This is a genomic window from bacterium, assembly GCA_035691305.1.
Classification (GTDB): domain Bacteria; phylum Sysuimicrobiota; class Sysuimicrobiia; order Sysuimicrobiales; family Segetimicrobiaceae; genus DASSJF01.
On sequence record DASSJF010000027.1, the window covers coordinates 40,292 to 63,866 of the forward strand.

Sequence of the window (23,575 nt, forward strand, 5' to 3'; positions counted from 1 at the left end):
TGGCCGGACCGACATCCGCGGGGCCGTGATTCGAGAGAATGATAAAGGCACCCGGAGTGATCCCGGGTGCCCGCATGTTCGCAACCGGCGGCGCTGTTACGCCGCCGCGGCCTCAACGACCGTGACCGTGCTCGCCACCGTTGCCGTTGTCGCCACCGTTGCCGTTGCCACCGTTACCGCCTTCGCCGTGGCCCCAGCCCTTGTCGCCCTGCTCACCGCTACCGTGGCCCTTGCCGGCGCCCTGGCCGTTGCCGTGATCGTAGCCACCGCCACCGCCACCGCCGCCACCACCGCCACCGCCGCCACCACCGCCACCGCCACCGCCGCCACCACCACCGCCGCCGGCGTCATCGCCGCCAGCCCCACCACCACCGCCGCCGCCACCAATGGTGTAGTCGCCCTTGTCAACGCCCCCGACGCTGAAGCCCGGAGCTACGGTTCCTCTTACCGGATACACCAGCAGCGTCACGATGCCGGCAATCTGCTCGGATTCAACCGGCGCAGACCACACAAGCGCTCCGACGCCGATGAACTCCGGCAGACGGCCGAAATCAATCCGCTCGGTGCCGGCGTAGAAAACTGTCTGAGTGGTCGCGTGGAATTCTTGCGTACCAGCGGGTCCGAGAACTGCGAAGGTGCTCGAGTCGACGTTGACTCCGGTGAGCGAGCCTTGCGTCTGAATGGCAGGCCCGGCGATCTCAGCCTGCGCAACGCCTGCGAATCCGCCCCATGCCGCAAGCGCCACAATGACTGCACCGGTGATTACCCACCTCATGGGTCCCCCTCCACCTTAGCCTGCCTCGTTTCGGCAGCCCGGCCCACCACATGGGTGCCGTTGACTTTGCGTCCCCAGGTCGCCCTGAGTTTGCTCTGTCGGCGAGGGACCGTCTAACTCCCCAGACCAACCTCCCGCGCATGACGTCTTTCCGCCTTAAACATCTCGTACCCGGACTGTCACCTCAATCGGGCGGAGTATGTGTCGCGGATCGGGTCAAGACCCGACCTGGTTCCTGGGTAGTGGGTTGGTCCACCACCGGTTCCTGGCGTCGTACCTTCACAATCGGGGGCTTCCGTGGCGACCTTGATTGCGTCTTCGAGCCGGTCCACCGTGCAGGCGAAGGCGGTCCCGACCACCGCTCACGACAGGCCGAACGGCGGATAGCGGTCGGTCGTCAGCAAGAACGCGTACGCCCCCACCCGCAGGATCCAGCGGAACACGCCCACGACGAAGTTGAAGAGCGACCGCGGATATCGCCCCGTGAACAAGACGGCAAACCAGGCGATCACGACGCAAATCACGGCCGCGATCCCGACGAAGACCAGCACGATGTAGTGCGGGATGGCGAGGAACCATTTCACGAGCGGCAGCCACCGGTTGAGGCCGCCCGCCGCGTCCGGGTACGGGATCGCGATGTGGACGGCCTGCTCCTCCTCGACCGACGGATACTCGTCCCGCAGAAGCGCCATGTAGGCACCGACACGGGCGCTGAATCTCGTCAACGCAATATTCCACTCGAACCACCACCGCGGATACCGACGGGCGAACACGAGCAGCAGCGCCGTGGGGGCGAACACGATCCCGCCGGCGACGAACGGTACGATGTGATGTGATTTATCCTGCTCGGGCCCGCTGATGAGAGCCAAGACAATGGCGATCGGGATGACGGTGAACAGCCGGAACGCGGTGGTGAGCCGGTTCAGTTCTCGGTCCGGGTAGTCGACGTCCAGCGTGGCGGGAAACGGCTCGGGCACGGCCGGCATCGGGATCCCCCTTGTGCTCGACACATTCGCCACCACTGTATCATCCAGCGGACCGTCCGGCCGCCGCCGCGATCGCGTGTTCGATATAGCGGGCTGCCGTAGCCCGGACCGCTCAGCGTCGCTCCGGGAGGTCCGGCCGGACGTAAGTGAAGCCAAATCGACCCTTGACGCAGAGGTTGCCCCGCGTCACGCCGTGGTCCGCCGGCGAAGTGACCCCGACGATGCGATTGTCCTGCACTTGGAGCGTGACCGCGCACCCAACGCCGCAGTACGGGCAGATCGTCTGCGCCGCGTGCTGCCGCGACTCGTCCCACTCGCCCCTTCGCCGCATGCGGTGCTCGATGAGCGGCATCAATGCGCCGGTCGGGCAGACGGCGACGCAGTTGCCGCAGAAGACGCAGCGGGAGTCGAGGAGCGCGGTGTCCGCGCCGGTATCGATGCGCGCCTCGAACCCTCGACCGGCGACCGAGAGCGCGAACGTGAACTGCGCGTCCTCGCCGCAGGCTTCCACGCACTTGTAGCAGAGGATGCACTTCTCGTACTCCCGCACGTACAGGTCGTTGTCGTCGCGCAGCGGCTCCCGGACCCGGCGCACACCCTCTCCGAACCGTCCGGGGTCTGCGCCGTACTCCGCGAGATAGGCCCGCAGGCCGGACGCCGTCGATACGTCCACCGATGAGGCCAGCAGTTCCAGCACGACACGCCGCGCCCGCCGCACCCGCTCGGTTGCGGTGCGCACTTTCATGCCCGGCTCGACGCGGCGGGAACAGGACGGGATGAGAACGCGGCTGCCCTCGAGCTCCACGACGCACACCCGGCAGACGTTGACCGGGGTCAGGTTCGGATGGTGGCACAGGGTGGGGGCATCGAGGCCGGCCCGCCGCAGCGCGTCGAGAACGGTCATCCCCTCCTCAGATTCGACCGGACGGCCGTCGATCTCGAGGAGCACGCTCATGCCGGGGGCCCCGGGACAAGCGCGAGCGCGCTCAGCACCGCGCCCGACGCCGTCTGTCCCAGCCCGCAGATGGAAGCGTCCGTCATGGCCGCGCTGATGTCGCGAAGCAGCGCGGCGTCCCCCGGTCTGCCCTGCCCGGAGGCCAGGCGCTGCACGATCTCGAGCTGACGCTGCGTGCCCACGCGGCAGGGAACGCACTGGCCGCACGACTCTTCCTGAAAAAAGCGCGCCACGCGCAGCACGCTGTCCCAGAGCGAGGCCGTTTCGTCGAGCACGATCACGGCGCCGGAGCCGACGGTGCCGCCGGCCGCGCGCAGGTCCTCGAAGGTGAGCGGCACGTCGAGCCGGTCCGGCCCGAAGAACGTGCCGGCCGCCCCGCCGCACAGGACGGCCTGGAGGCGCCGCCCGCGCCATACGCCGCCGGCGAGGGCCAGCAGCTCGCGAAGCGTCGTGCCGAACGGGACTTCGTACAGTCCGGGGCGTTCGACGTGCCCGCTGAGGCAGAAAAGCTTCGTCCCGCTCGACCTGTCGGTCCCGTACCGACGAAAGCCCGCCGCGCCCTCCCGCAGCAACAGAGGCACGTTGCAGAGCGTCTCCACGTTGTTGACCAGTGTCGGGTCGCCGAAGAGTCCGGCCTCCGTAGGGAAGGGCGGCTTGTTGCGGGGCTCGCCGCGCCGCCCTTCGACCGAGTTGAAAAGCGCCGTCTCCTCACCGCAAACGTAGGCGCCGGCTCCGCGGAAGACGCGAATGCGAAAGGCCCGGCCTGAGCCGGCCGCGTCCTCGCCGAGCAGCCCCGCGTCCTCGGCGGTCTTGATCGCCTGCCCCAGCCGGTCCGCCGCCAGGCGGTACTCTCCGCGAACGTAGACCAGGCCGTCCTCCGACCCGACGGTCAGCCCGGCAATCGCCATCGCCTCGATGACCGCGAAGGGGTCCTCCTCCAGCAGCACCCGGTCCTTGAACGTACCGGGCTCGCTCTCGTCCGCGTTGCACACGACGCGCCGCCGTCCGGACGCGCCCGCCACGGCGCGCCACTTCCGCCCGGCCGGGAAGGCGGCGCCGCCGCGGCCCACAAGACGCGAGGCGTCCAATTCGGAGAGCACCCACTCCGCGCCGCGCTCGACGGCCAGACGTAGAGCCCTGCAGCCGTCGGCCCGACGATAGTCGTCCAGGCTCAGCGGGTCGGCGCGACCGACCCGTGCGAGAAGCCGCCTGGTCTCAGGCACGGCCCGCGGACTCCGCCGCGGAGGCGATGACGCGCTCCGGGGTGGCCTTTCTCTGCAGACGGCCGGCGACGGCGGCAACCGGCGCGTGATCGCACTGACCGAGGCACGGCACGGTTTCCCAGTCGACCGGCGTAGCCCGCCCGCCGGCCGCCGCGTTCTGCCCCGCGCTCCCGTGGGCCCCGCCGGTGAAGCGCCGAGGCGCACCGTAGCGCGCCTCCAGAGCCTGAACGAGCGACCCCGCTCCGCGGAGGCGGCACGGCACGTCGTCGCAGACGTGGACGACAACGCCGCGGGGCGGCTCGAAGCGGAACAGGGCATAGAACGTGGCGACCCCCCACACGTCCGGGAACGGAAGATGCATCCGCTCCGCGAGGTGGCGGAGCGCGCCCGTCGGGAGCCATCCCAGATCTTCCTGAAGCGCCTGGAGCAGCGGCAGCATATCCGAACGCCGCGGTTCTGCGCCGAGCGCGGCGAGCGCGCGCTCGACCGCCGCCGCCTCGCGGTCAGAGGCCGAGAACGCCGGGTTGGGCTCGATCGGCATGAGCGGCCGCCTCCTGTCCCACCTGTTCCTGGCTCCACGTGCCGCGCGGCGCCACGCGCTCAACGGCGACCGCCGTCGCCTTGAACTCGGCCGTACCCGACTTCGGGTCCCAGGCGTCGATCGTCAGCAGATTTGTCGGCACGAGCTCCGGGTGGTGCAGCGTCATGAAGCAGAGTCCCGGCGCCAGCGTCGCGTCGAGCGTCGCCGGCGCCAACAGCGCCGCGCGCCGGGACCGCACGCGGACGAGGTCGCCTTCTTCGATGGCGAGCCGCCGCGCGTCCGCAGGCCACATGTGCACAAATTCCATCTGCGGCCGGGGCGCCGCGTAGCCGCGCGACTGCGTGCCCGTGTTGAAGAACTCGAGCCGCCGTCCCGTCGTCAGCGTGAACGGATAGGTTTCGTCGGGCGGCTCCACCGGCGGCGCCCACTCAACCGGCATGAACGGCGCCCGCGGGCCCTCGACCGGCCGCCGCCAGAGGCGGTCGTGCAGGAACGCGCTGCCGGGATGCGCCTCGTCGGGACACGGCCACTGCAGGCCCCCGCACTCGGCGAGCCTCCGATACGACATCCCGCGGTGCCGCGGGGACAGACGCCGCACTTCGTTCCACACGTCCTCGGCGCAAGTGTAGCCCCACTCGTGGCCCATGCGGCGAGCCAAGTCTTGAAGAATGAAGATGTCGTCACGCGCCTCGCCGGGCGGGTCTAGCGCCTTGCGCATGAGCTGCACCCGCCGCTCGGAACTCGTCACCGTCCCGTCGCACTCGCACCACGACAGGGCCGACGGCAGGACGACGTCGGCGATCTCGGCCGTCTGGTTGAGGGCGATATCTTGTAAGACGACGAACTCCAGCCCTTCCATCAGTGCGCGGCAGCGGGCTTGGTTCGCCTCGGACATGAGCGGGTTCTCGCCGATGATGTACGCCGCGCGGATCTCACCCCGCTCCATGCCCTCGAACATCAGGCTCTGATGCCGTCCGCGCTTCGACGGCAGCGCCACACCCCAGGCGGTTTCGTAGGGCGCTCGCTGCGCCGGATCCTCGACGTCCGCGCCGCCCGGCAGACGGTTGGGGATCGCGCCCATGTCGCCCCCGCCCTGCACGTTGTTCTGGCCGCGCAGGGGATCGAGGCCGGAACCGTACCGGCCGACGTGGCCGGTGAGGTTGGCCAGATTGCAGAGCGCATAGACTCCGTCCGTCGCGTTGTGGTGCTCGGTGATCCCCAGCGTCCAGCAGATGATCGCCCGCCGGGCCGCCGCGTACATCCGCGCCGCGTCGCGGATCGCCGTCGCCGGTACGCCGCTCACCCGCTCGGCGAACTCCGGCGTATAGGCCGCCGCGTGCCGGCGGTACGCGTCGAGCCCGCTCGTCGCCTGTTCGGTGAATTCCCGGTGCTCCAGCCCCGCGTCGAGGATCACGTGCCCCATGGCGTTGGCGAGCGCGATGTCGGCGCCCACCCGCAGCTGCAGATGAAGGTGCGCGAGCTGCGCCGTCGGTGTGCGCCGCGGATCGACGACGACGAGCCGTGCCCCGTTGCGTAAGCCCCGCAGCATGTGGTGGAACATGATGGGATGCGTCTCCCGCGGATTGGCGCCCCACAGGAACAGAAGGTCCGTATGCTCCATCTCTTCGTAGGACGTCGTCCCGCCGCCCGCGCCGTAGACCGTCTCCAGACCGGAGACGCTGGGAGCGTGTCAGGTGCGGTTGCAGCTGTCGATGTTGTTGGTGCCGATCACCGTGCGCATGAATTTCTGCGCGGCGAAGTTCAGTTCGTTCGACGCCTTGGAGCAGCTGAAGCAGCAGAAGGCGTCGGGTCCCGCGGCGCCGCGGATCTCCCCGAAGCGCCGCGCGATGAGCGCCAGCGCCTCGTCCCAGCTCACCCGCTCCAGCCCGCGGGACCCGCGGACGAGCGGATATTCCAGCCGCGCCAGGGGACGCGCATAGCCCCGCTTACTCATTGAAACGGCCTCCTCCCGCCGGGAAAACGGTCTCTGCGCGACGGTTCGGCGGCACGCCGAACACGTCCTCGAGCCAGTCCCACATGCAGGCGACGGCGATGCTCGTGTTGTCGACCTGGCAGTGGTGGTAGCCGCCCTCCTCCCGCGTGAACACCCTGAACGTTTTCCGCCGGGAGCCGATCGCGTCGAAGCACCGCCGGGCCGTGGCGAGCGGGATCTGCGAATCGCCCTCGCCGTGCAGCAGTAGAAAAGGGCACGCGATCTTCTGCGCCACGCCCTCGAGGCGGAACGGCTCGAGGCGCGCGAGCGCCTGTTCCGGCGTCCGCACGCCGAAGATCCACAACAGATGCTCCCACGGAACGGACAGCGGCGGGGCGTCGCCCCGCTCCAGCCGCTCGAGGCGCTCCTTCCACACGGCGTGGTAGTCCCACTGCGCGCCCCAGGCGATACACGCCGCGAAGCGCGGCTCGAAGGCCGCCGCGCGCGGCGCATAGTAGCCGCCGAGACTGATCGCCATGACCCCGACGCGCGCCGGGTCGATTTCCTCGCGGCCCGCGAGGTACTCGTAGGCCGGAGTCGCGTAGCGTTCGGTTTCGTGGTGCAGCGGAAGATGGCGGAACCGGATCGTCTCGCCGTTGCCGGGGCCGTCGACGATCAAGCAGGCGATGCCGCGCCCGGCGAGATCGGAGATGCCTTTGAAGTACTGAATTTCCTTGGTGATGTCGAACCCGTCGAAGAACACCATCGCGGGCGACCGCATCACACCCGCACCGCGTGGGGCCGCGTGGACGAAAAGCGCGGGCAGCGTCGTCCCCTCGTACGGCACCTCGACCGGCTCGATCCGCGGCCGCCGCGCCATCGCGGCGGCATCGCGAAAGCAGTCCACGCCCCGGCGATAGACTGCGAGTCCCGCGGCGGTCTTGGGCTGGAGAAAACGTTCGCCGATATGGTAGTAGTGCGCGGCCCGAAAGAGATCGGCCGCGGCGCCGGCCTCGTGACCGCGCCTTACGCGTTCCCGACCGGCCCGTTCCACCGCCTCCGCGGTGCGGGTCCACTCCTCGAACCAGGCGCCGTCGTCGCCGGCACGGCCGCAGAGGCGCAGGCCGGTCCGGTGCACCTCGTCGAGTTCGGCCCCGCCCCACGGCGCCGAGCCGAGTGCGTGCAGCATCCCGTGCGACCACCGGTAGTGGCCCGGGAAGTACATGAACGCCGGGTCCCGCGCGGCCTCCTCCCGGCCCATCGACGGCGCCGGCCCTACGGGTACGCCATCGCTACGGATGGGCGGGCGGGAAGTCCCGCGTGTACACCGGCTTCTTCAAGTATTCCGTCGGATTGTACGTCCAGAACTGCGAGACGTTGGGATACGTGAAGATCACGGTGTTCTGCGGCTCGCCGTTGTTGATGTCCACCCGGCGGATATACACGTTCTGGATCGGCGCGCCGTACGCGTCGAAACGCAGCGGTCCGCGCGGCGCGTCTGGCAGCGCCACCTTCCGCATCGCGGCCACGAACGCCGCGCGATCTTCGATCCTGCCCCCGATCGCGGCGAGCGCCTTCAGAATCACCTGCATCCCGGTGTAGCAGGCTTCCGAGTAGTACGACGGCACGCGGTTGTAGGCGCGGACGTAGGCGCGCACGAACGCGCGGTTCTGCTCCGTGTTGAGCGCCGCGCTGTAGTGCAGCGGCGTGATGATCCCCTTCGCCAGATCGTTCTCCTGGAAGAGAATGTGCTCGTCGGTCAGCGTGCCGTTGCCGATCAGCGGGATGCGGCCCATCAGGCCGAACGCGCGGTACTGCTGCAGGAACCGCAGCGCGTCGTTACCGCTGAAGGTCGCGTACACCGCGTCCACATTCTGGATCCGGCCGAGGTACGGGCTGTAGTCGGGCGCGCCGATGGGCGGCCACAGGTGCGTGACGACGCGGCCGCCGTTCTGTTCGAACGTGTCCTGGAAGCCTTCCACCGTCTCCCAGCCAAACGCGAAATCGTAGGCGATCGTCGCGATGCGCTTGTAGTGCAGCGTCTTGGCGGCGTACTCGCCGAACGGGTGGTTCGGCTGGCTGCTCGTCCACCCGGTGCGGACGACCCAAGGCGAAGTCTTCCGCTGCGTCAGGTCGTCGGACGACACGACCGGGAACAACGCCGGAATTTTCTGCTCGTCGACGTAGTCGCGCAGCACGTAGCCGGAGCTCGCGGCGAGCGGTCCCGTGATCACATCCACGTTGTCGAGCTCAACGAGTTTGCGCGCCTTCGTGAGTGACGGACCGGGCAGCCCCTGGTCGTCCTCGACGATCAGCTCGATCGACCGGCCGGCAGCCTTGTTCCCCGCCTCCTTGAGGGCCAGTTCGAAGCCGTTGATCATGTCGCGGCCGTTGGGCGCGAAGACGCCGGATTCGGCGGTCACGAGCCCGACCTTGATCGGTCCCGGCGCGGCGAGCGTGACACCGCCGCCGGCGAGCGCGGCGGTCACTCCGGTCACGAAGAGCGCGAGCAGCCAGCGTTTCATCTGAGGCCCCCCTTCGCGTGCTCCGGCGCGGCAGGCGCCTACGTCGTGAAGATAGGTTGCCACCGCCGCCGCCAATTCCTGCAGGAGCCGCGAATGCGGCGGAGGTCCCGCACAGACGGGGCAGGAGCCGCGAATGCGGCGGAGGTCCCGCACAGACGGGGCAGGTGCCGGGGTGGCCCGGCTGCGAAATGCAGTCTAATCGTCCTTTCCGGGTACAAATAACCAGCGCGGGTCAGCTAACGGCAGGTACGTGATCCGCGGCCGGAGCGCCCTCCGGCTTGGAGGAGGCTGAGAGTATGCGTTCACGCGGGATCGTCCTGGTCGTCCTTTCGCTGCTGCTGCTCGGCACGCTCGTCATGCCCCCGGTCTCGTCGGCAAGGACGGCGGCCGAAATCAACGCCAGCGTCGACTCGGCGCTCGGCCGGTTCTATTCGGAGGTGAAGGGCAGCCGCGAATTCGTGGCGCGGTCCAAGGCCGTGCTGGTGATTCCCAACGTGGTCAAGGTTGCCTTCGTGATCGGCGGGCAGTACGGCGAGGGAGCGCTACGCGAAGGACCCCGGACGTTCGGCTACTACAGCATCACCGGCGGCTCGTGGGGGGCCTCCATCGGCATTCAGAAGAAGGACCTGATCCTCGTGTTCCGCGACGGTGCGGCCCTCCGGCACTTCGAGAGCTCTTCGGGCTGGCAAGTCGGCGTGGACGGCGCGGTGACGCTCATCAACGTCGGCGTGGGCGCCGACCTCAGCACGATGCAGATCAACCAGCCAATCGTCGCATTCGTCGTCGGTCAAAAGGGCCTGATGTTCGACGTCTCGCTCCAGGGCGCCAAGATCAGCCGGATCAAACGCTAGCCCGCGCCGGGCCTCAGCCTCCCTCCGCGGCCTCGCAGAGACCAAGCGCCGTGTGCGCGTAGATGCGCGCCGCGGCGTGGAGCGCGTCGAGCGGGACGTGCTCCTCGTCGGCGTGCGCGAGCGCGAGGTCGCCGGGCCCGAAGACCACCGACGGCGTGCCCGCGGCCTGGAGCACCGCCGCGTCCGTGAACGCCTGGAACCGCCCGACCGCCGCGGAGCGTCCCGTGATCGCTTCGATTGACTCGCGGAGCGTGCGGTTGAGCGGGTGATCCGCGGGCAAATCGAGCGGCGGACGCGGTACGGCGTCGAAGGCCGGGTCGGGCACGACCTCCGCCTGCCCTGCGCCGATGCTCGCGCCGATGACGGCGTCCAAATCGGCCCGAATTCGCTCCGGCGAATCTCCCGGCACGTAACGCTTCGCAAAGTTGAACCGGCACTCGTCGGGCACGACGTTCGTCGCAATCCCGCCGCGGATCGTGCCGATGTTGACGCTCGGCCCGCCGAGCACGGCGTGCCGCTGCCCTTTCCACAACTCCGGCAGCCGTTCGTCGAGGGCCGTGATCAGCCGCGCCGCCCGCACGATCGCGTTGAGGCCGAGTTCGGGAGTGCTGCCGTGCGCCGCGCGGCCGCGCACCACCACGTCGCACCGGTACACACCGCGGTGCGCGGGAATGACGGCAAGACCGCTCGGCTCGCCGACGATCGCCAGGTCCGCGGGCGGGCCGTCGCGTCCGAGCGCGGCCGTGCCGAGGTTGCCGTTCTCTTCGGCGACTACCGCGGCGAGCGTCACCGCCCGCGGCGGCCGGACGCCCGCCCGCCGCAGCGCCGCGAACGCAACCGTCATCGCCGCAACCGCGCCCTTCATATCGACCGCGCCGCGTCCCCACAGTTTCCCGTCGTGGATCTCCGCGGCAAACGGCGGATACCGCATCGACCCCGACGGCGGAACCGTGTCCATGTGGCCGTTCAGCATGAGCAGCGGCCGGCCCGCGGCCCGGCCGGGAAGCGTCGCGATCAGGTTCTCGCGGCCGTCCATCACCGGCCGGCGTGTCGCGGAGATGCCTTCCAGGCGTAGAAAGTCCTCGAGCACCCGCGCCACGCCGGATTCCCAGCCCTCGTCGCCGCGGTAGCTCGGCACCGCGACCATACGGCGCGTCAGCTCGACGATCTCGCCGGCCGAAATCGCGGCGTCGACCGCTTCCCACCCCGTGCGCCCGCGGCTCATCCGGCCCTCATCTCCTCCCCTCTTACAGTCCGCCGCCGTCGACGGCGCGACGCTCAGGCACGGCGAGGACAACACGGTGCATTTGACAGCGTGAAGCTCTCCGATGTTTCATTGACTGTGTCGAACAACGGTTCCTTCAGTGTGTGCACCGCGACACGCTGCTCCACGCGGTGGAATTTATCGAGGCCGCGGCGCGCTCGCCCGAGGCCGAAGGGGCGGTGGCGCTTACCGCGGCTGCGGGGAGGCCGACATGAGCACCTTGAACGGCCGGCACGCCGTCGTCACCGGTGCGGCGCGCGGCATCGGATTGGCGATTGCGAAACGCCTCGCCGGGGCGGGGGCGACGGTCTCGATCTGGGACGTCGACGGAGCGCAGGCCGAGCGCGCCGTCGCGCAGCTGCGGGAAGCCGACCGCGTCGATGCGCTGGCGGTCGACGTCGCGGACGCGTCGTCGGTCGCGGCGGCGGCGCGCGCAACGCTCCGCCGCCGCGGCGGGGTAGACGTACTCGTCAACAACGCCGGTATCGCGGGACCGAACGCGAAGACCTGGGAGTATCCGCCCGATGCGTGGCAGCGCGTTCTCGCCATCGACCTCACCGGCGTCTTCCTGTGCTGCCGGGCGCTCGTCCCTTCGATGGTGGAGCGTAAGTACGGGCGCGTCGTCAACATCGCCTCGATCGCCGGCAAGGAAGGCAACCCGAACGCGTCCGCGTACAGCAGCGCGAAGGCCGGCGTGATCGCGCTCACCAAGTCGCTCGGCAAGGAGCTCGCCGGCACCGGCGTCCTCGTCAACTGCGTAACGCCGGCCGCGGTGGAGACCGACATCTTCGCGCAGATGACGCGCGAGCACATCGAGTTCATGCGGTCCAAGATTCCGATGGGCCGTTTCGGCACGGTCGATGAGGTGGCCGCGCTCGTCGCGTGGCTGGCCTCCGAGGACTGCTCGTTTTCGACGGGCGCGGTCTTCGATATCTCCGGGGGCCGGGCGACCTACTGAGGCGCGGACCCTACCGGCGCGGGGCGCCTACTGGAGCGACGCCAGGTCGTCCGTGAACGGAAAGCTGCCCGGCTCGTAGGCGCACAGGGGATCGTCGCCGGTCGGATCGCCGGTCGCGGCGAAGGCGCGCGATCGCGATCCGCCGCAGAGCTCGCGGAACTCGCAATGCGCGCACCGGCCGTGCCACGAGGCGGGGTCGCGGAGCGCCCGCAGCAGCGGACTCTCGCGGTAGATCTCTCCCAACGGCCGCCGGCGAATGTTGCCCGCGGGCAGCGGCAGAAACCCGCTCGCGTGCACGCTGCCGGTATGCGACACAAAGACGAAGCCGCGGCCCGCGTTCACGTCCATCGGCGTGCGCCGCCGCCCGGAGCCGGCCGGCCACGGCCCGAGGGTGGTCCGCAGCGCATGGTACAGCGGCCCAAACGTCAGCGCCGACTCTGGGAGGAGGCCGCGCCGCTCGAGGATCGCCCGCTGGACGACGACGCGCTTGAAATGGTGTCCTTCCGTCGTCTTCACCGGCATCGCTTCGCCCACGTCGTAGAGGAACTCCAGCACGTCCTCGCACTCCGCCGACGTAATCTGCGGGTGCCACTGCCCCCGTCCGACCTGCACCAGGAAGAAAACGCTCCACGACATCGCGCCGCGCTCGCGCACGAGCCGCGCGAGGCCCGGCAGCGCCATGACGTTCGTACCGGTCACCGTCGTGTTGATCTGCACCTTGAGTCCGTACCGAAGCGCGCCATCCCAGGCGTCGAGTGTGCGCTCGAAGACGCCCGACACGCCGCGAAAGGCGTCGTGGGTCGCGCGCGTGTCGCCGTCCAGGCTGAGCGACATGGCCACCGCCCCGGCCGCCCGCACGTCCGCGATCACCTGGCTTGTGAGCAGCGGCGTCGCCGAGGGCGAGAAGCCGACCGGCAGCCGTCGCGCGGTCGCGTATTCGATGAGGCTCAGCAGATCCGGGCGTTTGATCGGATCGCCGCCTGTCAGGATGAACAGCGGCGGCGGCGCGCCGAAGGCCGCCACCTGGTCGATGAGGGCCCTCGCTTCGACGGTGGTGAGCTGGTCCCGGTGCGGCAGCGGCGCCGCCTCCGCACGGCAGTGCTGGCAGGCCAGGTCGCACGCCCGGGTCGTCTCCCAGATCACCATGAACGGACGCTGCGCGACGTCGATCGCCGGACGGCGGACGGTGGGGTGCACGGCCCTACGCTACCACGGGATCCGGCGTCGCCGCATCATTCGGATTCACTTGACATCGATCGTGATGACCATCCCCAGCTCTTTGTGGCCGGGAACCATGCAGTAGCCCTGATAGGTACCTTTCTTCAGCACGAGCGGGGACTTACCGGCCGGCGGGATCGTGACCGTCGCGCCGGGCTTGATCAACCCGCTGTTCACGCCGAGGGCGTCGATCATGAAGTCGTGCTCGATCGTGCCGGAGTTCGTCAGGACGAACCGCGCCGGACCCGCCGCCACGGTGACGGTCTTCGGCGTGAACGCAAACTCCTTCTGGGCGATCTTGATCGTCGTCACTTGAGCGGCGGAGGCCGCTCCGACGGCGGCGAGCGCCCCGACAACGATTGCTGCCGTCAACATCTGCCTCACCCTGCGTTTCATGAGCGTGTCCCCCCGGTGCGTGTTGTTGTCGTGCCCGCTACTTCACGACCTTGATGACTCCCACCGCGCCCTTGCCCGTGTACGCGAACGAGTGTGTGACGAACGGGTACAGCCCCGGCTGGTCGATCGTCAACTCGAACATCGCCCCGCCACCCGGCGGAATCGCGTACGTCTGCACGCCGTGTAGGACGTTCTCCGGATTGCCGTCGGCGTAGACCTTGTCGAAGATCCAGCCGATCACGTGGAACGCGGAGAACAGGGTCGGGCCCGCGTTCAGGACGTAGAGGCGGATGCGCTGGCCCGCCTTCACGGTCAGCGGGTGCGCCTGATACTGGTCCGCCACACCGTTCCACACCACGTAGTCGGGCTTGACGTCGAGGACCTTCTGCGCGTCCGGCAGATACGTGTTATTGGGCCCCTGCCTGACGTAGAACTCGCTTTCGACGAGCCCGAATTCTTTGGCCGGGGGCAGCGGCGTCTTCGGGTCCACGATGATGGCGCCGTACATGCCGCTGCTGATGTGCATGAACGCCGGGGGCGTGCCGCAGTGGAACATGAACACGCCCGGGTCCTTGGCCATGAAGGTGAAGTTGAGCGTCTTGCCCGGGGCCACCGGCTGATACCAGACGTTCCACGGAGTCGTCGCCGCGTGGAAGTCGATCGAGTGCGCGAGCGGCGTCTTGTTCACGAACGCCACGTGCACCTCGTCGCCCTGCCGGACGTGGATCAGCGGCGCGGGCACCGACCCGTTGAAGGTCCACAGCGGCACCTTCACGCCCGGGGCGATCTCCTGGACGCTGTCCTGCGCAACGATCTTGACCTCCTTGACGTGCGCGGCCCCGACCGGCGGCAGCGCGGCATTGTAGGAGCCGCTTTCGCCGTTCTGCGCCGAGGCCGTTTGGGCGCCCGGCGCCGCGAGCAGCGCGACGAGCGCCACCACTGCCGCGAACGGAGCAACCGAACGGATCACCCGGTTGAGCACAGGACTCTGCATCGATCTCCCTCCCTTTGCGAAGTCGTTCATGCTGACGGGACCGCGACCGGCGAAACCTCGGCGTGCGAAGCCCGGTCCTCTGCGCAGTCGGCCAAGGTCATCTTCGACGCTAGATCCCTCGCCTGCGGCCGGATCGCCTTCCACGTTTCGTGCAGCGCGCAGGGCCGCTCTTCGGAGCACGATTTGCTCCAAAATACGCAGTGCGTGAACAGATCGGGCCCTTCGATGCCCTCCAAAATCTCTCGCACGCTAATCTCCCGCGCGCTCCTGGCGAGTTGGTATCCCCGTCGGCGTCCCCGATACGAGCGGAGGATACCGTGCCGCGCCAGCCTGCTGAACGTCTTCGCGAGAAACATCGCGGGCAGCGCCTCCGCGGCGGCGATGGCCTTGACGGCCATCACGGTGCCGGCGCGCTGCCGGGCGAGATAGACTAGGCCGACCAGTCCGTACTCGCTCTCGCGACTGAGCTTCATCGCGCGCTCCTGTTTAGCGGGCCAAATGGACCTTTACAGTCCGATATCTGAATACCAGACGCCGGGGGCGGGCGCATCGGAGCAGTGCCCTATCTTGGATAGGGTCTTTGCACTATTTTGCCGCCGCGGCGTATTTGACTGTCCGCGGGAGCCGTACCACCATGGAACAGGAGCAAAACAACAGCACTCGCATGAGGTACCCGCCATGGCCCTAACCGTCGAGGAGCGCCCCGTCGCCGGACACGTACGTGGGTTCGCGGAGGGCGCCAGCCCGACCGTACGGATGGGCTTCGGATCTCTTCGGATCGGGAGCCGCTTCTACCCCGTCCGGGTCTTCGCGGTACCCCTCCTGCTCGCGGGCGCGGCCGCCGTCCTCACCGCCCGGTGGGCCGTCACCACGCCGTGGTGGGCGGCGTTTGCCGCGGCATATCCCGCCGTAACGCCCGAGCCGGGCATCCCCACCGGCTATACGGCCTGGGTGAGGTGGCTGCACTACCTTAGCTTTCTCGTGATGACGATCCTCGCGCGGAGCGGCGTGCAGATTCTCGCCGATCATCCGAGGCTCTACTGGACGATTCACTCGACCCCGAATCGTGAGTGGATCCGCTTTCGGGGGCCGGTGCCGCAGAACCGAATTTGGACCGCCAAGGACGATTCCGTCTACCTGCCGGGAGCGATCGGTCTACCGGGCGGACGCCACGTCATCGGACTCGCCCGTATCTGGCACTTCTTCGGCGTGCTCTCCTGGGTTCTCGTGGGAGTCGTCTTCTACGCGGCGCTGTTGACGACGGATCAGTGGCGGCGGCTGGTCCCGGATTCGTGGACCGTCTTTCCCCGGGCCCTGACGACCCTCGTCGCGTACGCGAGCCTGCACGTGCCGCCGGGCGACGGCGGGGTGTTCGACAACGCTCTGCAGCAGCTCGCGTACAGTGCCACGGTCTTCGTCGCGGCCCCTCTCTCGATCCTCACCGGTCTCGCCATGTCGCCGGCGCTGGTCAACACCCATCCGTTCTTCCAGCGGATCTTCGGCAACCGGCAGGCGGCGCGGTCGATCCATTTCCTCCTCGGCACCTACTATCTGATGTTCTTCGTCGTGCACATCACGATGGTGGCGATCACCAACCTCCGCGGGAACATGAACCGGATGTTCGCCGGGATCGACAGCGGTGCCGCCTGGACGGGCGTGGCCATCGGAACCCTCGGCATTCTGGCCGTGATCGCGTTCAACGTCTTCGCGAACCGCGTCTCGTGGCGCGCGCCCCGCGCCCTCCAGCACCTCTACCAGCGCACGGTTCTACCCGTGATGGGCGCCGCGCTCGACCGCTTCAACCCCGGCGCCGAGTACGGGCCGGGCGACATTTCGCCGTACCTGTGGCCGAACGGCCGGCTGCCCGCGTCGGCGGAGTACGCGCGGCTGCGCGACGGCGGCTTCCGGGACTATCGGCTGCGAGTGTCCGGCGAGGTCGAGCGGCCGGTCGAACTGTCCCTCGCGGAGATCCGGGCGCTGCCGAAGCACGAACAGATCACGCTGCTGCACTGCGTTCAGGGATGGTCGGGGATCGCCGCCTGGGGCGGGCTCCAGCTGTCGGCGTTGATGGATATCGTCAAACCTCGATCCGCCGCGCGATATGCGGTCTTCTACTCCTTCGGGGAAGGCGGTGGCGGGGGTCCGTACTACGACGTGCACGAGATCCACGAACTCCACCATCCGAATGCCATCCTGGCGTACGAAATGAATGGGGCGCCGCTGCCCGTCGTCCACGGGGCGCCGCTGCGCCTTCGCAACGAGCGGCAGCTGGGGTTCAAAATGGTGAAGTGGGTCCAGGCGATCGAGTTCGTCGCCGACTACCGTACGATCGGGGCGGGCGAAGGCGGCTACAACGAAGACCACGAGTATTTCGGCAACAAGGCCGAGATCTGATCCTCCACTCCGTCACGCCGCGGCGGACGGCGGCTGCTGCACCGGATGCCCGCCTGCGACCGGCACGCCAACGGCGCCGTCCGCCAGCGGCGCGGCATCCCAATCAGCCGGCCGCCATCCCGTCAGGACCGCGGGCGGCAGCGCCGCGCGCAGCGCCCTCCAACCGCCGGCCTGCGCGAGATGCCGCGCGGTGACCAGGTCCTTCGCGATGGAGAGGCCGCGCCCGGCGGTCCGGACCGCGCCGACCTCCACGAGCCCATAGCCTGGACCCAAGCCGAGCGCGTACACGTTGCGACTCGGATGGTGCGCGATGATCTTCCCGCCGTCCAATCGCGCGGCCACGTTGCGCGCGGCGGTCGCCGCCTGAAGTTCGGCCCGATGCGCCGACGGCTCCGCTTCGCCGCTCCCTTCGCCTGCGCGGTACGCGCAGTCGCCGATCGCGAACACGCCGGGATACCGCTTCACTTCGAGTGCCCCGGTGACGGGGATTCGGCCGGTGGCGTCGGACAGTCCCGACGCCGCTGCCACAAGCGGCGCCTCGATGCCGCCGCCCGCCCAGACGATCGTGCCGGCGTCGAGCGATCCCCCGCCGTCGAGATCGACGCGTCTGCCGTCGACGCGAACGGCCGAGTATCCGGCAAGCACCTCCACGCCGAGCGCGGACAGCCTGGACGCTGCGACGTCGCCTGCCCAACGGCTGAGGCGCGGCAGCAGCCGGTGCCGCCGGTGCACCAGGATGACGGGCGGTCGAGCGTGCGGATCGTAGAGGCGCCCGAGGCGCGCCTGCAGTTCGGCGGCAACCTCTACGCCGACGAAACCGCCGCCGATGACGACCACGCGTCCGTCCACCGCCCGCCCCTCGCGCGCTGCGCCGGCGATAAACTGCACGCGGCGGCGAAGGCCGCAGGCCGCATCAACCTGCCAGACCGGCAGCACGGCGGTCGGATCGTCGGCGAGGCCCTCCGGCAGGTGCGGACGGCCGCCGAACGCGAGCACCAACGCGTCGGCGTCGAGTGCACCGCCGCCCCAAACCACCCGGCGCGCCGCAGGATCGACGACCTCCACGTCGTGCGTCAGGACGCGCACGCGCGTACCGGAGAGCAGCGCCTCGATCGACAGGTGCACCGCGCAGGGGATCCGACCGCCGATCGCCTGTGGCAGCCGCGGCCGAAGCGTGTGGAAAGGCGCCCGGTCGACCAGCACGACCTCGACCGGATGCCGCCACGTGCGCCGATCGAGCAACCGGGCCACGCGCAGGCCGGAGTAGCCGCCCCCGACGACGATGACCCGGCGCGCGTTCACCGGTCCGCCTGCCCGACCGCGGCCGGGCCGCTCGTCTCGGCCGCGATCACCCGGTTCAACTCCCGGATGAGCCCGTCCACGTCGGTCACGTGGCACCAGTCCTCCGCATCGTCCAGCGTATTGAGGTCGTACATCCCGGTGCACCGCGCGAGAGGATCGATTCCGTGCTCGATGAACAGCTCGCGCGCAGCCTTGCAGCTCGTCACCGCGTCCTTGACGGTCGTGCTCCGCGTAATCGTGATCATAATCGGCCTCCTCGCCGCCGGCGGCCCGTCCCCCGGCTCTGACGTCAGTAAACACCGTCCCTCGACCGGCGTCTTTGCGCCGGAACAAACCGCCTGTGCGCCGCCCCCGGCGTCACTAGGGCGGGGAAATCGTCGGAACCGTTTCGAACATACACCGGTGAGATGGAAGACGAGGGACGCCGCCGGAAAAGGCGGCCCCCCGATCAACGCCGACACGGAGGACGAAGGATGCAACGGGCACGCTTGACCAGTCTGGTGTTTCTACTCGGGGCGGCGGCCGCCTGCGGCATCGGCGCGTCCGCCGTCCGGGCCGCCGGAACCACGGTGACGATCCCGGGAGACTCGTATCTTCCGCCGGCCGTCACGATCGACGTCGGGCAGACCGTCACATGGGTTAACAAAGACACGGACCCGCACGTCACCACGACCGTCCCGGACGCGCCGGCGTCGCTCACCCTTGTCCATCCGGCGGGCAAGTCGGCGTCGTACACCTTTTCCAAGGCCGGCATTTACCCGTACTACTGCCTCGACCATGCGACCTTCAACACGACGCTGCGGCGGGTCGCAGCGCGCAAGGAAGCCGACCTATTCCCGATCGCGATGGAAGGCCTCGTGGTGGTCAAGGGACCCGGGCTCACGGGCAGGCCGACGGCGGCGGTGAAGATTTCCGGGGGCGCCTACGCGCCGTTCATCGCCGTCGTGCGGGCGGGCGGGAGGGTGACCTGGACGAACGACGACCACGCCGCGCACACGGCGGTCTTCGCCGGACGCGGCATGCCGAGGCTGTCGCTTGCCGCGGGCAAGAGCGCCTCCGCAACGTTCGCCACCCCCGGCGTCTATCTGTTCTACGACGAGCGCTTCGCGACGTATGACGCGAAGATCGGGTTGGCGGGGGCGAAGAAGGGAGCGCCCCACTTCCCTATCGCCATGCAGGGCTTCGTGGTGGTGCTCTAACGGTGGCGGCGGCCCGGTGGCGGACCGCCGCCGGGGTGGCCGCGGCGCTGGTGCTTCTCGGGGTGCCGGCGCCGCCGGCGTCGACGGCCCCCGAGGACGAGGCCACGCCGCGCGCGGCCCTCACCCTCGTGCGTCAGGCGTTGGCGGCCCTGGAGGTCGGTCCACCGGACCTCGGCGTGGCAACCGAGCGAACGATCAAAGCACTGCTGGCTCCGGACACGCGCGGGGTGGACATGCCGCGCCTGCGGGACGCCGCGCAGGCGCTCGGCGAGGAAGACGCGGCCGCAGCCGCGATGTACCTGATGCAGGCGCTGCGTCCGTCGGAGGCGGGACCGTCCGCCATCGATCGGGCCCTCCTTCTCCCGGTCGCGCGCCGCTTCGTCGCCTCGCCGGCCGCCTACGCGCTGCTGGCCGGCGCAGTCCTCCTGATCGCGGCCGGCGCCGCCGTCGTGCGCCGGTGACCGCGCCGTCGCGGCAGAACCGATTGTGGACGGCCGTCGACGCCAGACTGGCCCTCCACAACTTTCTCTATGAGGTCCCGGCCTACGCGAATACGCTGCCGTACGTCCTCGGTGCGATCACGCTCATGGGCCTCGTGATCCTCGTCGGCACCGGCATCCTCCTCGGCCAGTTCTACGTCCCGGATCCCGCCGCAGCCAATCAGAGTATCCGCGCGATCATGGCCCAGGTGCCCGGCGGCGAGGTGATCCGCGGCGTCCACGTCTGGGCGGCGCACCTGACGGTCGCCGTCCTGGTGCTGCACATCCTGCGTGTTTTCGTGACCGGCGCCTATCGATATCCGCGGGAGGCCAACTGGGCGATCGGGGTTGCGCTGTTCGCGACGATGCTGGCACTGTTCTTTACGGGAACGGTTCTGCGATGGGACCAGGAAGCGATCGAAGCGCTCGCCCACAACGTCGAGTTCGCCGCACTGCTCGGGGTCTTCGGCGGCTGGTTTTCGCCTGCGTTCTCGAGCCACGTGCCTCTCCTTACGCGCCTGTACATGGCGCACGTCAGTCTGCTGCCCCTTCTGCTGTTCATGCTGCTGGTCGGGCACGTCTATCTCGTCCGGCAGCACGGGATCTCGCCGCACCTTACGCGCACCGAACCGTCCGGGGCTCGTTATACGTTCGCCGACCACCTCAGAAAGGCGGTCGGATACGGCTGCATCATGCTGGGTCTGGCGCTGGCGCTGAGCGTCATCGCGCCCCCGGGGGAGGGCGCGGCGCCGGTCGCGGGCATCGAGGTGACCAAACCGCCGTGGCTGTTCCTCCCGCTGTACGGCCTGGAGAACCTGTTCGGACTCCGGGGCCTGTGGGGGACCGCGGTGTTCCTGCTGTGGCTACTGGCCGTTCCGATCCTGGACCGCGGTCGCGCATCCGGGTGGGCCGGCCGGCGGCGGGCCTTGGCGGCCGGCGCGGTGGTCCTCGCGGTGATCATCACGCTCGGCATGTATGCCTGGCTGAGGCAGCCGGTCGCGCACCTCCATTGACCGGGGGCGTTTGTGCTGGAACAAGGACAACGAAACGACACGTCGCTATCCTGATGCCGTACGAATCGAAGGAGAGAGAGATGACGCAGATCCGCGACCGCCTGCCGGTCCACGCTGGTCCGGCGCCTGCACCCCTCGGGCACGAACCGGCGCTCCGCATTGACGGTCTCGTCCACCGGGCCGTCGAGGCGCGCGCCGTCGATCTCCAGGCGCTGCCGCGCGTCGAGCACACGGAGGCGTTCACGTGCGAGGAGGGATGGACCGTCCCCGCGGTACGGTGGCGCGGGGTCCGCGTCGCCGACGTGGTGGCCCTCGCCGGACCGCTGCCGTCCGCGCGGTTCGTTCGCGTGTACGCGGGAACGTACACCGTCCCGGTCGCTCTCGACGACGCCGGCGCGGCGCTGTTGTGTGAGGAGATGGACGGACGTCCCCTCCCCGCCGTCCACGGAGCGCCGTGGCGGTTACTCGTGCCGGGCGGCGCCTGCTTTACAAGCGTGAAATGGGTCGATCGGCTCGAGCTCACCGCCGAACCGGGCAGGAACGACGGCGAGCGCATCGCGCGCGCACGGCTGCGATCCCGGCCTGGAAACGCGCGGGAGGACCGTCGATGAATGCGCTCCTTCACTCGTACAGGACGGCCGTCGCGTTCACCCCCGAACGGTTCCACCCTGTGCCGGTCGCGCAGAGCGAACGGACCCGCGTGCTGCTGGTGTGCCTCGAACCGGGCCAGTTCATTCCCGTGCACTCGCCGGGCGTCGACCTGACGGTCGTCGTACTGGAGGGCACAGGGATGCTCGTCGCCGGTGAGCGCGAGGAAGCGATCAGCCCGGGCGCCGTCGCCTTCGCGCCGGCCGGAGCGGCCCGCGGGCTCCAGGCGGCCACCAGACTCGTCGTGCTCAACGTCGTCACCCCGCCGCCGACCGAGGCCGACCACGCCGAAGTGACCGCGGGGCTCCGCCGGGGGCGCTGGCGATAGCATCACGAGCGACCGCCGGCCGCATCCGCCTGCCGCTCGTCGGCCTCGGGGCGCTCGCGCTGCTGACCGGCCTGTGGGCGGGATTGATCCGGATCGGCTGGCCGCTGCCGGTACTGCAGCCCGCCCTGCCGCTCGCCCACGGTCCGCTCATGGTATCGGGGTTTCTCGGAACGCTCATCAGCCTCGAGCGGGCGGTCGCGTTCGGCCGTCCGGAAGCGTATGCGGCGCCGCTGGCGACCGGACTCGGGGGACTCGCGCTGCTGCTCGGCGTGCCGTCGCCGGCCGGCCCGGCGCTGATCACGCTGGGCGGCCTGGGGCTCACGGCGATCTTCGCGTCCGCGCTGAGAGCTCACCGGGCGTTCCACACGGCCGTGATGGCGCTCGGGGCGGCGGCGTGGCTCATCGGCGGCGCGCTCTGGCTCACGGGGACGCCGATCTACGGCGCGGTCCCGTGGTTCGGCGCGTTCCTCGTGCTCACGATCGTAGGCGAACGGCTGGAATTGAGCCGGCTCGCCCGGCCGGCGCCGTCGAGCCGGGGGATGTTTCTGGCCGTCGTCGCCCTCTATCTGGCCGGACTGCTGCTGACGCTTCGCGCGCCGGCAAGCGGGGCGCGCGTCGAAGGTCTCGCGATGGTCGGCCTCGCGCTGTGGCTCCTGCGCTTCGATATCGCGCGGTACACGGTCCGGCAGGCGGGGCTTGCCCGTTTCATCGCCGTCAGCCTGCTCTCCGGCTACGGCTGGCTCGGCGTCGCCGGGGTCCTCTGGATCTCGTTCGGCGGATCGATCGCCGGGCCGCTCTACGACGCGATGCTGCACGCGCTCTTTCTCGGCTTCGTCTTCGCGATGATCTTCGCCCACGCGCCGATCATCCTGCCGGCGGTGTTGGGCGGCGCGGTCCCGTACCGCGCGGACTTCTACGCCCCGCTCGCGCTCCTCAATCTCTCGCTGGTCGTGCGCCTGTGCGGCGACCTCGGGGGGTACGGAGACGTTCGCCGGTGGGGCGGCCTGCTCGGCGTCGTCGCGGTGCTCGCGTTCCTGGCGAACACCGTGCGTACCGCGGCCAGCGCGCGGAGGGGGTAGTGGTCGCATACGTGATCAGCGTCTCGCTACACATTCTCGCCGCGTGCGTGTGGATCGGCGGGATGGTGTTTCTGGCGGCCGCCGTCCTTCCGGTGCTCCGCCGGCCTCCGTACCAGGCCGTGGCCGCTCCCCTCATCCACGCGGTCGCGCTCCGGTTCCGGTGGATCGCGTGGGCAACGCTCGGGCTGCTGGTCGCGACGGGGATCGCCAATCTTCACTTCCGGGGATACGGCTGGACGGCGGTGCGGGACGGCACGGCGTGGCGGACCGGGTTCGGTCACATCCTCGGCATCAAGCTCGCGCTCGTCGCGCTGATCCTCGCGATCAGCGCGTGGCACGACCTCGTCGTGGGGCCGGAGTTCACCAAGGCCGCGCTCGCCGATCCCGGCTCTCCCCGCACGCGCCGGCTGCGCCGGGTGGCGGCGTGGGTCGGACGGCTGATGCTCGTGCTATCCGTTGCGGTCCTCGCGCTCGGCGTCATGCTGGTTCGCGGCGCGCCGTAGCGGCGCGCCGC

Annotated in this window: 25 protein-coding genes and 1 riboswitch; of the genes, 10 read left to right on the top strand and 15 right to left on the bottom strand. The window is 69.5% G+C overall.

Annotation, left to right across the window (positions count from 1 at the left end):
* Nucleotides 1-112: 112 nt before the first annotated feature.
* The 8 genes from VFL28_04785 to VFL28_04820 all read right to left on the bottom strand — a co-directional run bounded on the left by VFL28_04785 (nucleotide 113) and on the right by VFL28_04820 (nucleotide 8,938).
* Nucleotides 113-775 (bottom strand): hypothetical protein, encoded by a 663-nt coding sequence (locus tag VFL28_04785; GenBank protein ID HET7263962.1) that lies wholly within the window; start codon nucleotides 773-775, stop codon nucleotides 113-115.
* A gap of 29 nt (nucleotides 776-804) precedes the next feature.
* Nucleotides 805-880, bottom strand: a riboswitch (cyclic di-GMP riboswitch).
* 257 nt (nucleotides 881-1,137) lie between these two features.
* Entirely contained in the window at nucleotides 1,138-1,761 is a 624-nt protein-coding gene (locus VFL28_04790; protein HET7263963.1) for a DUF4389 domain-containing protein, read from the bottom strand.
* A 112-nt stretch (nucleotides 1,762-1,873) separates the two neighbouring features.
* Nucleotides 1,874-2,716 (bottom strand): 2Fe-2S iron-sulfur cluster-binding protein, encoded by an 843-nt coding sequence (locus VFL28_04795; GenBank protein HET7263964.1) that lies wholly within the window; start codon nucleotides 2,714-2,716, stop codon nucleotides 1,874-1,876.
* The gene (locus VFL28_04800; GenBank protein ID HET7263965.1) at nucleotides 2,713-3,939 is read right to left on the bottom strand and encodes an NADH-ubiquinone oxidoreductase-F iron-sulfur binding region domain-containing protein; all 1,227 of its coding nucleotides are present in this window, start codon (nucleotides 3,937-3,939) and stop codon (nucleotides 2,713-2,715) included. Before VFL28_04800 ends, VFL28_04795 begins: the two co-directional genes overlap by 4 nt.
* Nucleotides 3,932-4,480: an NAD(P)H-dependent oxidoreductase subunit E gene (locus VFL28_04805; protein ID HET7263966.1), complete on the bottom strand. Its 549-nt coding sequence runs from the start codon at nucleotides 4,478-4,480 to the stop codon at nucleotides 3,932-3,934. Before VFL28_04805 ends, VFL28_04800 begins: the two co-directional genes overlap by 8 nt.
* Entirely contained in the window at nucleotides 4,443-6,434 is a 1,992-nt protein-coding gene (locus VFL28_04810; protein ID HET7263967.1) for a molybdopterin-dependent oxidoreductase, read from the bottom strand. The genes VFL28_04805 and VFL28_04810 overlap by 38 nt, the downstream gene beginning before the upstream one ends.
* Nucleotides 6,427-7,674, bottom strand: coding sequence for a prolyl oligopeptidase family serine peptidase (locus tag VFL28_04815; protein HET7263968.1), 1,248 nt, complete (start codon nucleotides 7,672-7,674; stop codon nucleotides 6,427-6,429). Before VFL28_04815 ends, VFL28_04810 begins: the two co-directional genes overlap by 8 nt.
* A gap of 31 nt (nucleotides 7,675-7,705) precedes the next feature.
* Complete coding sequence (locus VFL28_04820) at nucleotides 7,706-8,938, bottom strand: ABC transporter substrate-binding protein (protein ID HET7263969.1); 1,233 nt, start codon at nucleotides 8,936-8,938, stop codon at nucleotides 7,706-7,708.
* Nucleotides 8,939-9,234: 296 nt separating this feature from the next.
* Here VFL28_04820 and VFL28_04825 point away from each other — a divergent pair, with 296 nt between their 5' ends.
* Nucleotides 9,235-9,789 (top strand): YSC84-related protein, encoded by a 555-nt coding sequence (locus VFL28_04825; GenBank protein HET7263970.1) that lies wholly within the window; start codon nucleotides 9,235-9,237, stop codon nucleotides 9,787-9,789.
* A 13-nt stretch (nucleotides 9,790-9,802) separates the two neighbouring features.
* Here the strand turns inward: VFL28_04825 and VFL28_04830 are convergent, their stop codons facing one another.
* Nucleotides 9,803-11,014: a M20 family metallopeptidase gene (locus VFL28_04830; protein ID HET7263971.1), complete on the bottom strand. Its 1,212-nt coding sequence runs from the start codon at nucleotides 11,012-11,014 to the stop codon at nucleotides 9,803-9,805.
* A gap of 250 nt (nucleotides 11,015-11,264) precedes the next feature.
* Between VFL28_04830 and VFL28_04835 the strand changes: the two genes are divergently transcribed.
* A complete protein-coding gene (locus VFL28_04835; protein ID HET7263972.1) occupies nucleotides 11,265-12,011 on the top strand; it encodes an SDR family NAD(P)-dependent oxidoreductase in 747 nt (248 codons plus the stop codon).
* Nucleotides 12,012-12,038: 27 nt separating this feature from the next.
* Here VFL28_04835 and VFL28_04840 read toward each other — a convergent pair whose 3' ends face one another.
* The 4 genes from VFL28_04840 to VFL28_04855 are packed head-to-tail and all read right to left on the bottom strand — an operon-like array spanning nucleotide 12,039 to nucleotide 15,092.
* Nucleotides 12,039-13,208: a TIGR04053 family radical SAM/SPASM domain-containing protein gene (locus VFL28_04840; protein ID HET7263973.1), complete on the bottom strand. Its 1,170-nt coding sequence runs from the start codon at nucleotides 13,206-13,208 to the stop codon at nucleotides 12,039-12,041.
* A gap of 45 nt (nucleotides 13,209-13,253) precedes the next feature.
* Entirely contained in the window at nucleotides 13,254-13,604 is a 351-nt protein-coding gene (locus VFL28_04845; protein ID HET7263974.1) for a cupredoxin domain-containing protein, read from the bottom strand.
* A gap of 58 nt (nucleotides 13,605-13,662) precedes the next feature.
* Nucleotides 13,663-14,619 carry a multicopper oxidase domain-containing protein gene (locus tag VFL28_04850; GenBank protein HET7263975.1) on the bottom strand — a complete coding sequence of 319 codons (957 nt, stop codon included), beginning with the start codon at nucleotides 14,617-14,619 and terminating at the stop codon, nucleotides 13,663-13,665.
* 26 nt (nucleotides 14,620-14,645) lie between these two features.
* The gene (locus VFL28_04855; protein HET7263976.1) at nucleotides 14,646-15,092 is read right to left on the bottom strand and encodes an Rrf2 family transcriptional regulator; all 447 of its coding nucleotides are present in this window, start codon (nucleotides 15,090-15,092) and stop codon (nucleotides 14,646-14,648) included.
* Between the two features lie 205 nt (nucleotides 15,093-15,297).
* Between VFL28_04855 and VFL28_04860 the strand changes: the two genes are divergently transcribed.
* Nucleotides 15,298-17,013 carry a molybdopterin-dependent oxidoreductase gene (locus VFL28_04860; GenBank protein ID HET7263977.1) on the top strand — a complete coding sequence of 572 codons (1,716 nt, stop codon included), beginning with the start codon at nucleotides 15,298-15,300 and terminating at the stop codon, nucleotides 17,011-17,013.
* A gap of 12 nt (nucleotides 17,014-17,025) precedes the next feature.
* Here VFL28_04860 and VFL28_04865 read toward each other — a convergent pair whose 3' ends face one another.
* Both VFL28_04865 and VFL28_04870 read right to left on the bottom strand, forming a co-directional pair.
* Entirely contained in the window at nucleotides 17,026-18,315 is a 1,290-nt protein-coding gene (locus VFL28_04865) for an FAD-dependent oxidoreductase (protein ID HET7263978.1), read from the bottom strand.
* On the bottom strand, nucleotides 18,312-18,560 hold the full coding sequence (locus VFL28_04870; protein HET7263979.1) for a hypothetical protein: 249 nt from the start codon (nucleotides 18,558-18,560) through the stop codon (nucleotides 18,312-18,314). Before VFL28_04870 ends, VFL28_04865 begins: the two co-directional genes overlap by 4 nt.
* Before the next feature lie 228 nt (nucleotides 18,561-18,788).
* On the opposite strand from VFL28_04870, the gene VFL28_04875 reads away from it, so the two are divergent.
* From VFL28_04875 to VFL28_04905, 7 genes are all read left to right on the top strand, one after another.
* Nucleotides 18,789-19,514, top strand: a complete 726-nt coding sequence (locus VFL28_04875) for a plastocyanin/azurin family copper-binding protein (protein HET7263980.1) — start codon at nucleotides 18,789-18,791, stop codon at nucleotides 19,512-19,514.
* Nucleotides 19,515-19,516: 2 nt separating this feature from the next.
* The gene (locus tag VFL28_04880) at nucleotides 19,517-19,975 is read left to right on the top strand and encodes a hypothetical protein (protein ID HET7263981.1); all 459 of its coding nucleotides are present in this window, start codon (nucleotides 19,517-19,519) and stop codon (nucleotides 19,973-19,975) included.
* Nucleotides 19,972-21,006, top strand: coding sequence for a cytochrome b N-terminal domain-containing protein (locus VFL28_04885; protein HET7263982.1), 1,035 nt, complete (start codon nucleotides 19,972-19,974; stop codon nucleotides 21,004-21,006). The genes VFL28_04880 and VFL28_04885 overlap by 4 nt, the downstream gene beginning before the upstream one ends.
* A gap of 80 nt (nucleotides 21,007-21,086) precedes the next feature.
* On the top strand, nucleotides 21,087-21,617 hold the full coding sequence (locus VFL28_04890; protein HET7263983.1) for a molybdopterin-dependent oxidoreductase: 531 nt from the start codon (nucleotides 21,087-21,089) through the stop codon (nucleotides 21,615-21,617).
* On the top strand, nucleotides 21,614-21,982 hold the full coding sequence (locus VFL28_04895) for a cupin domain-containing protein (GenBank protein HET7263984.1): 369 nt from the start codon (nucleotides 21,614-21,616) through the stop codon (nucleotides 21,980-21,982). Before VFL28_04890 ends, VFL28_04895 begins: the two co-directional genes overlap by 4 nt.
* Before the next feature lie 83 nt (nucleotides 21,983-22,065).
* Complete coding sequence (locus tag VFL28_04900) at nucleotides 22,066-23,061, top strand: hypothetical protein (protein HET7263985.1); 996 nt, start codon at nucleotides 22,066-22,068, stop codon at nucleotides 23,059-23,061.
* Nucleotides 23,061-23,564, top strand: coding sequence for a CopD family protein (locus tag VFL28_04905; GenBank protein ID HET7263986.1), 504 nt, complete (start codon nucleotides 23,061-23,063; stop codon nucleotides 23,562-23,564). The genes VFL28_04900 and VFL28_04905 overlap by 1 nt, the downstream gene beginning before the upstream one ends.
* Nucleotides 23,565-23,575: the final 11 nt, after the last annotated feature.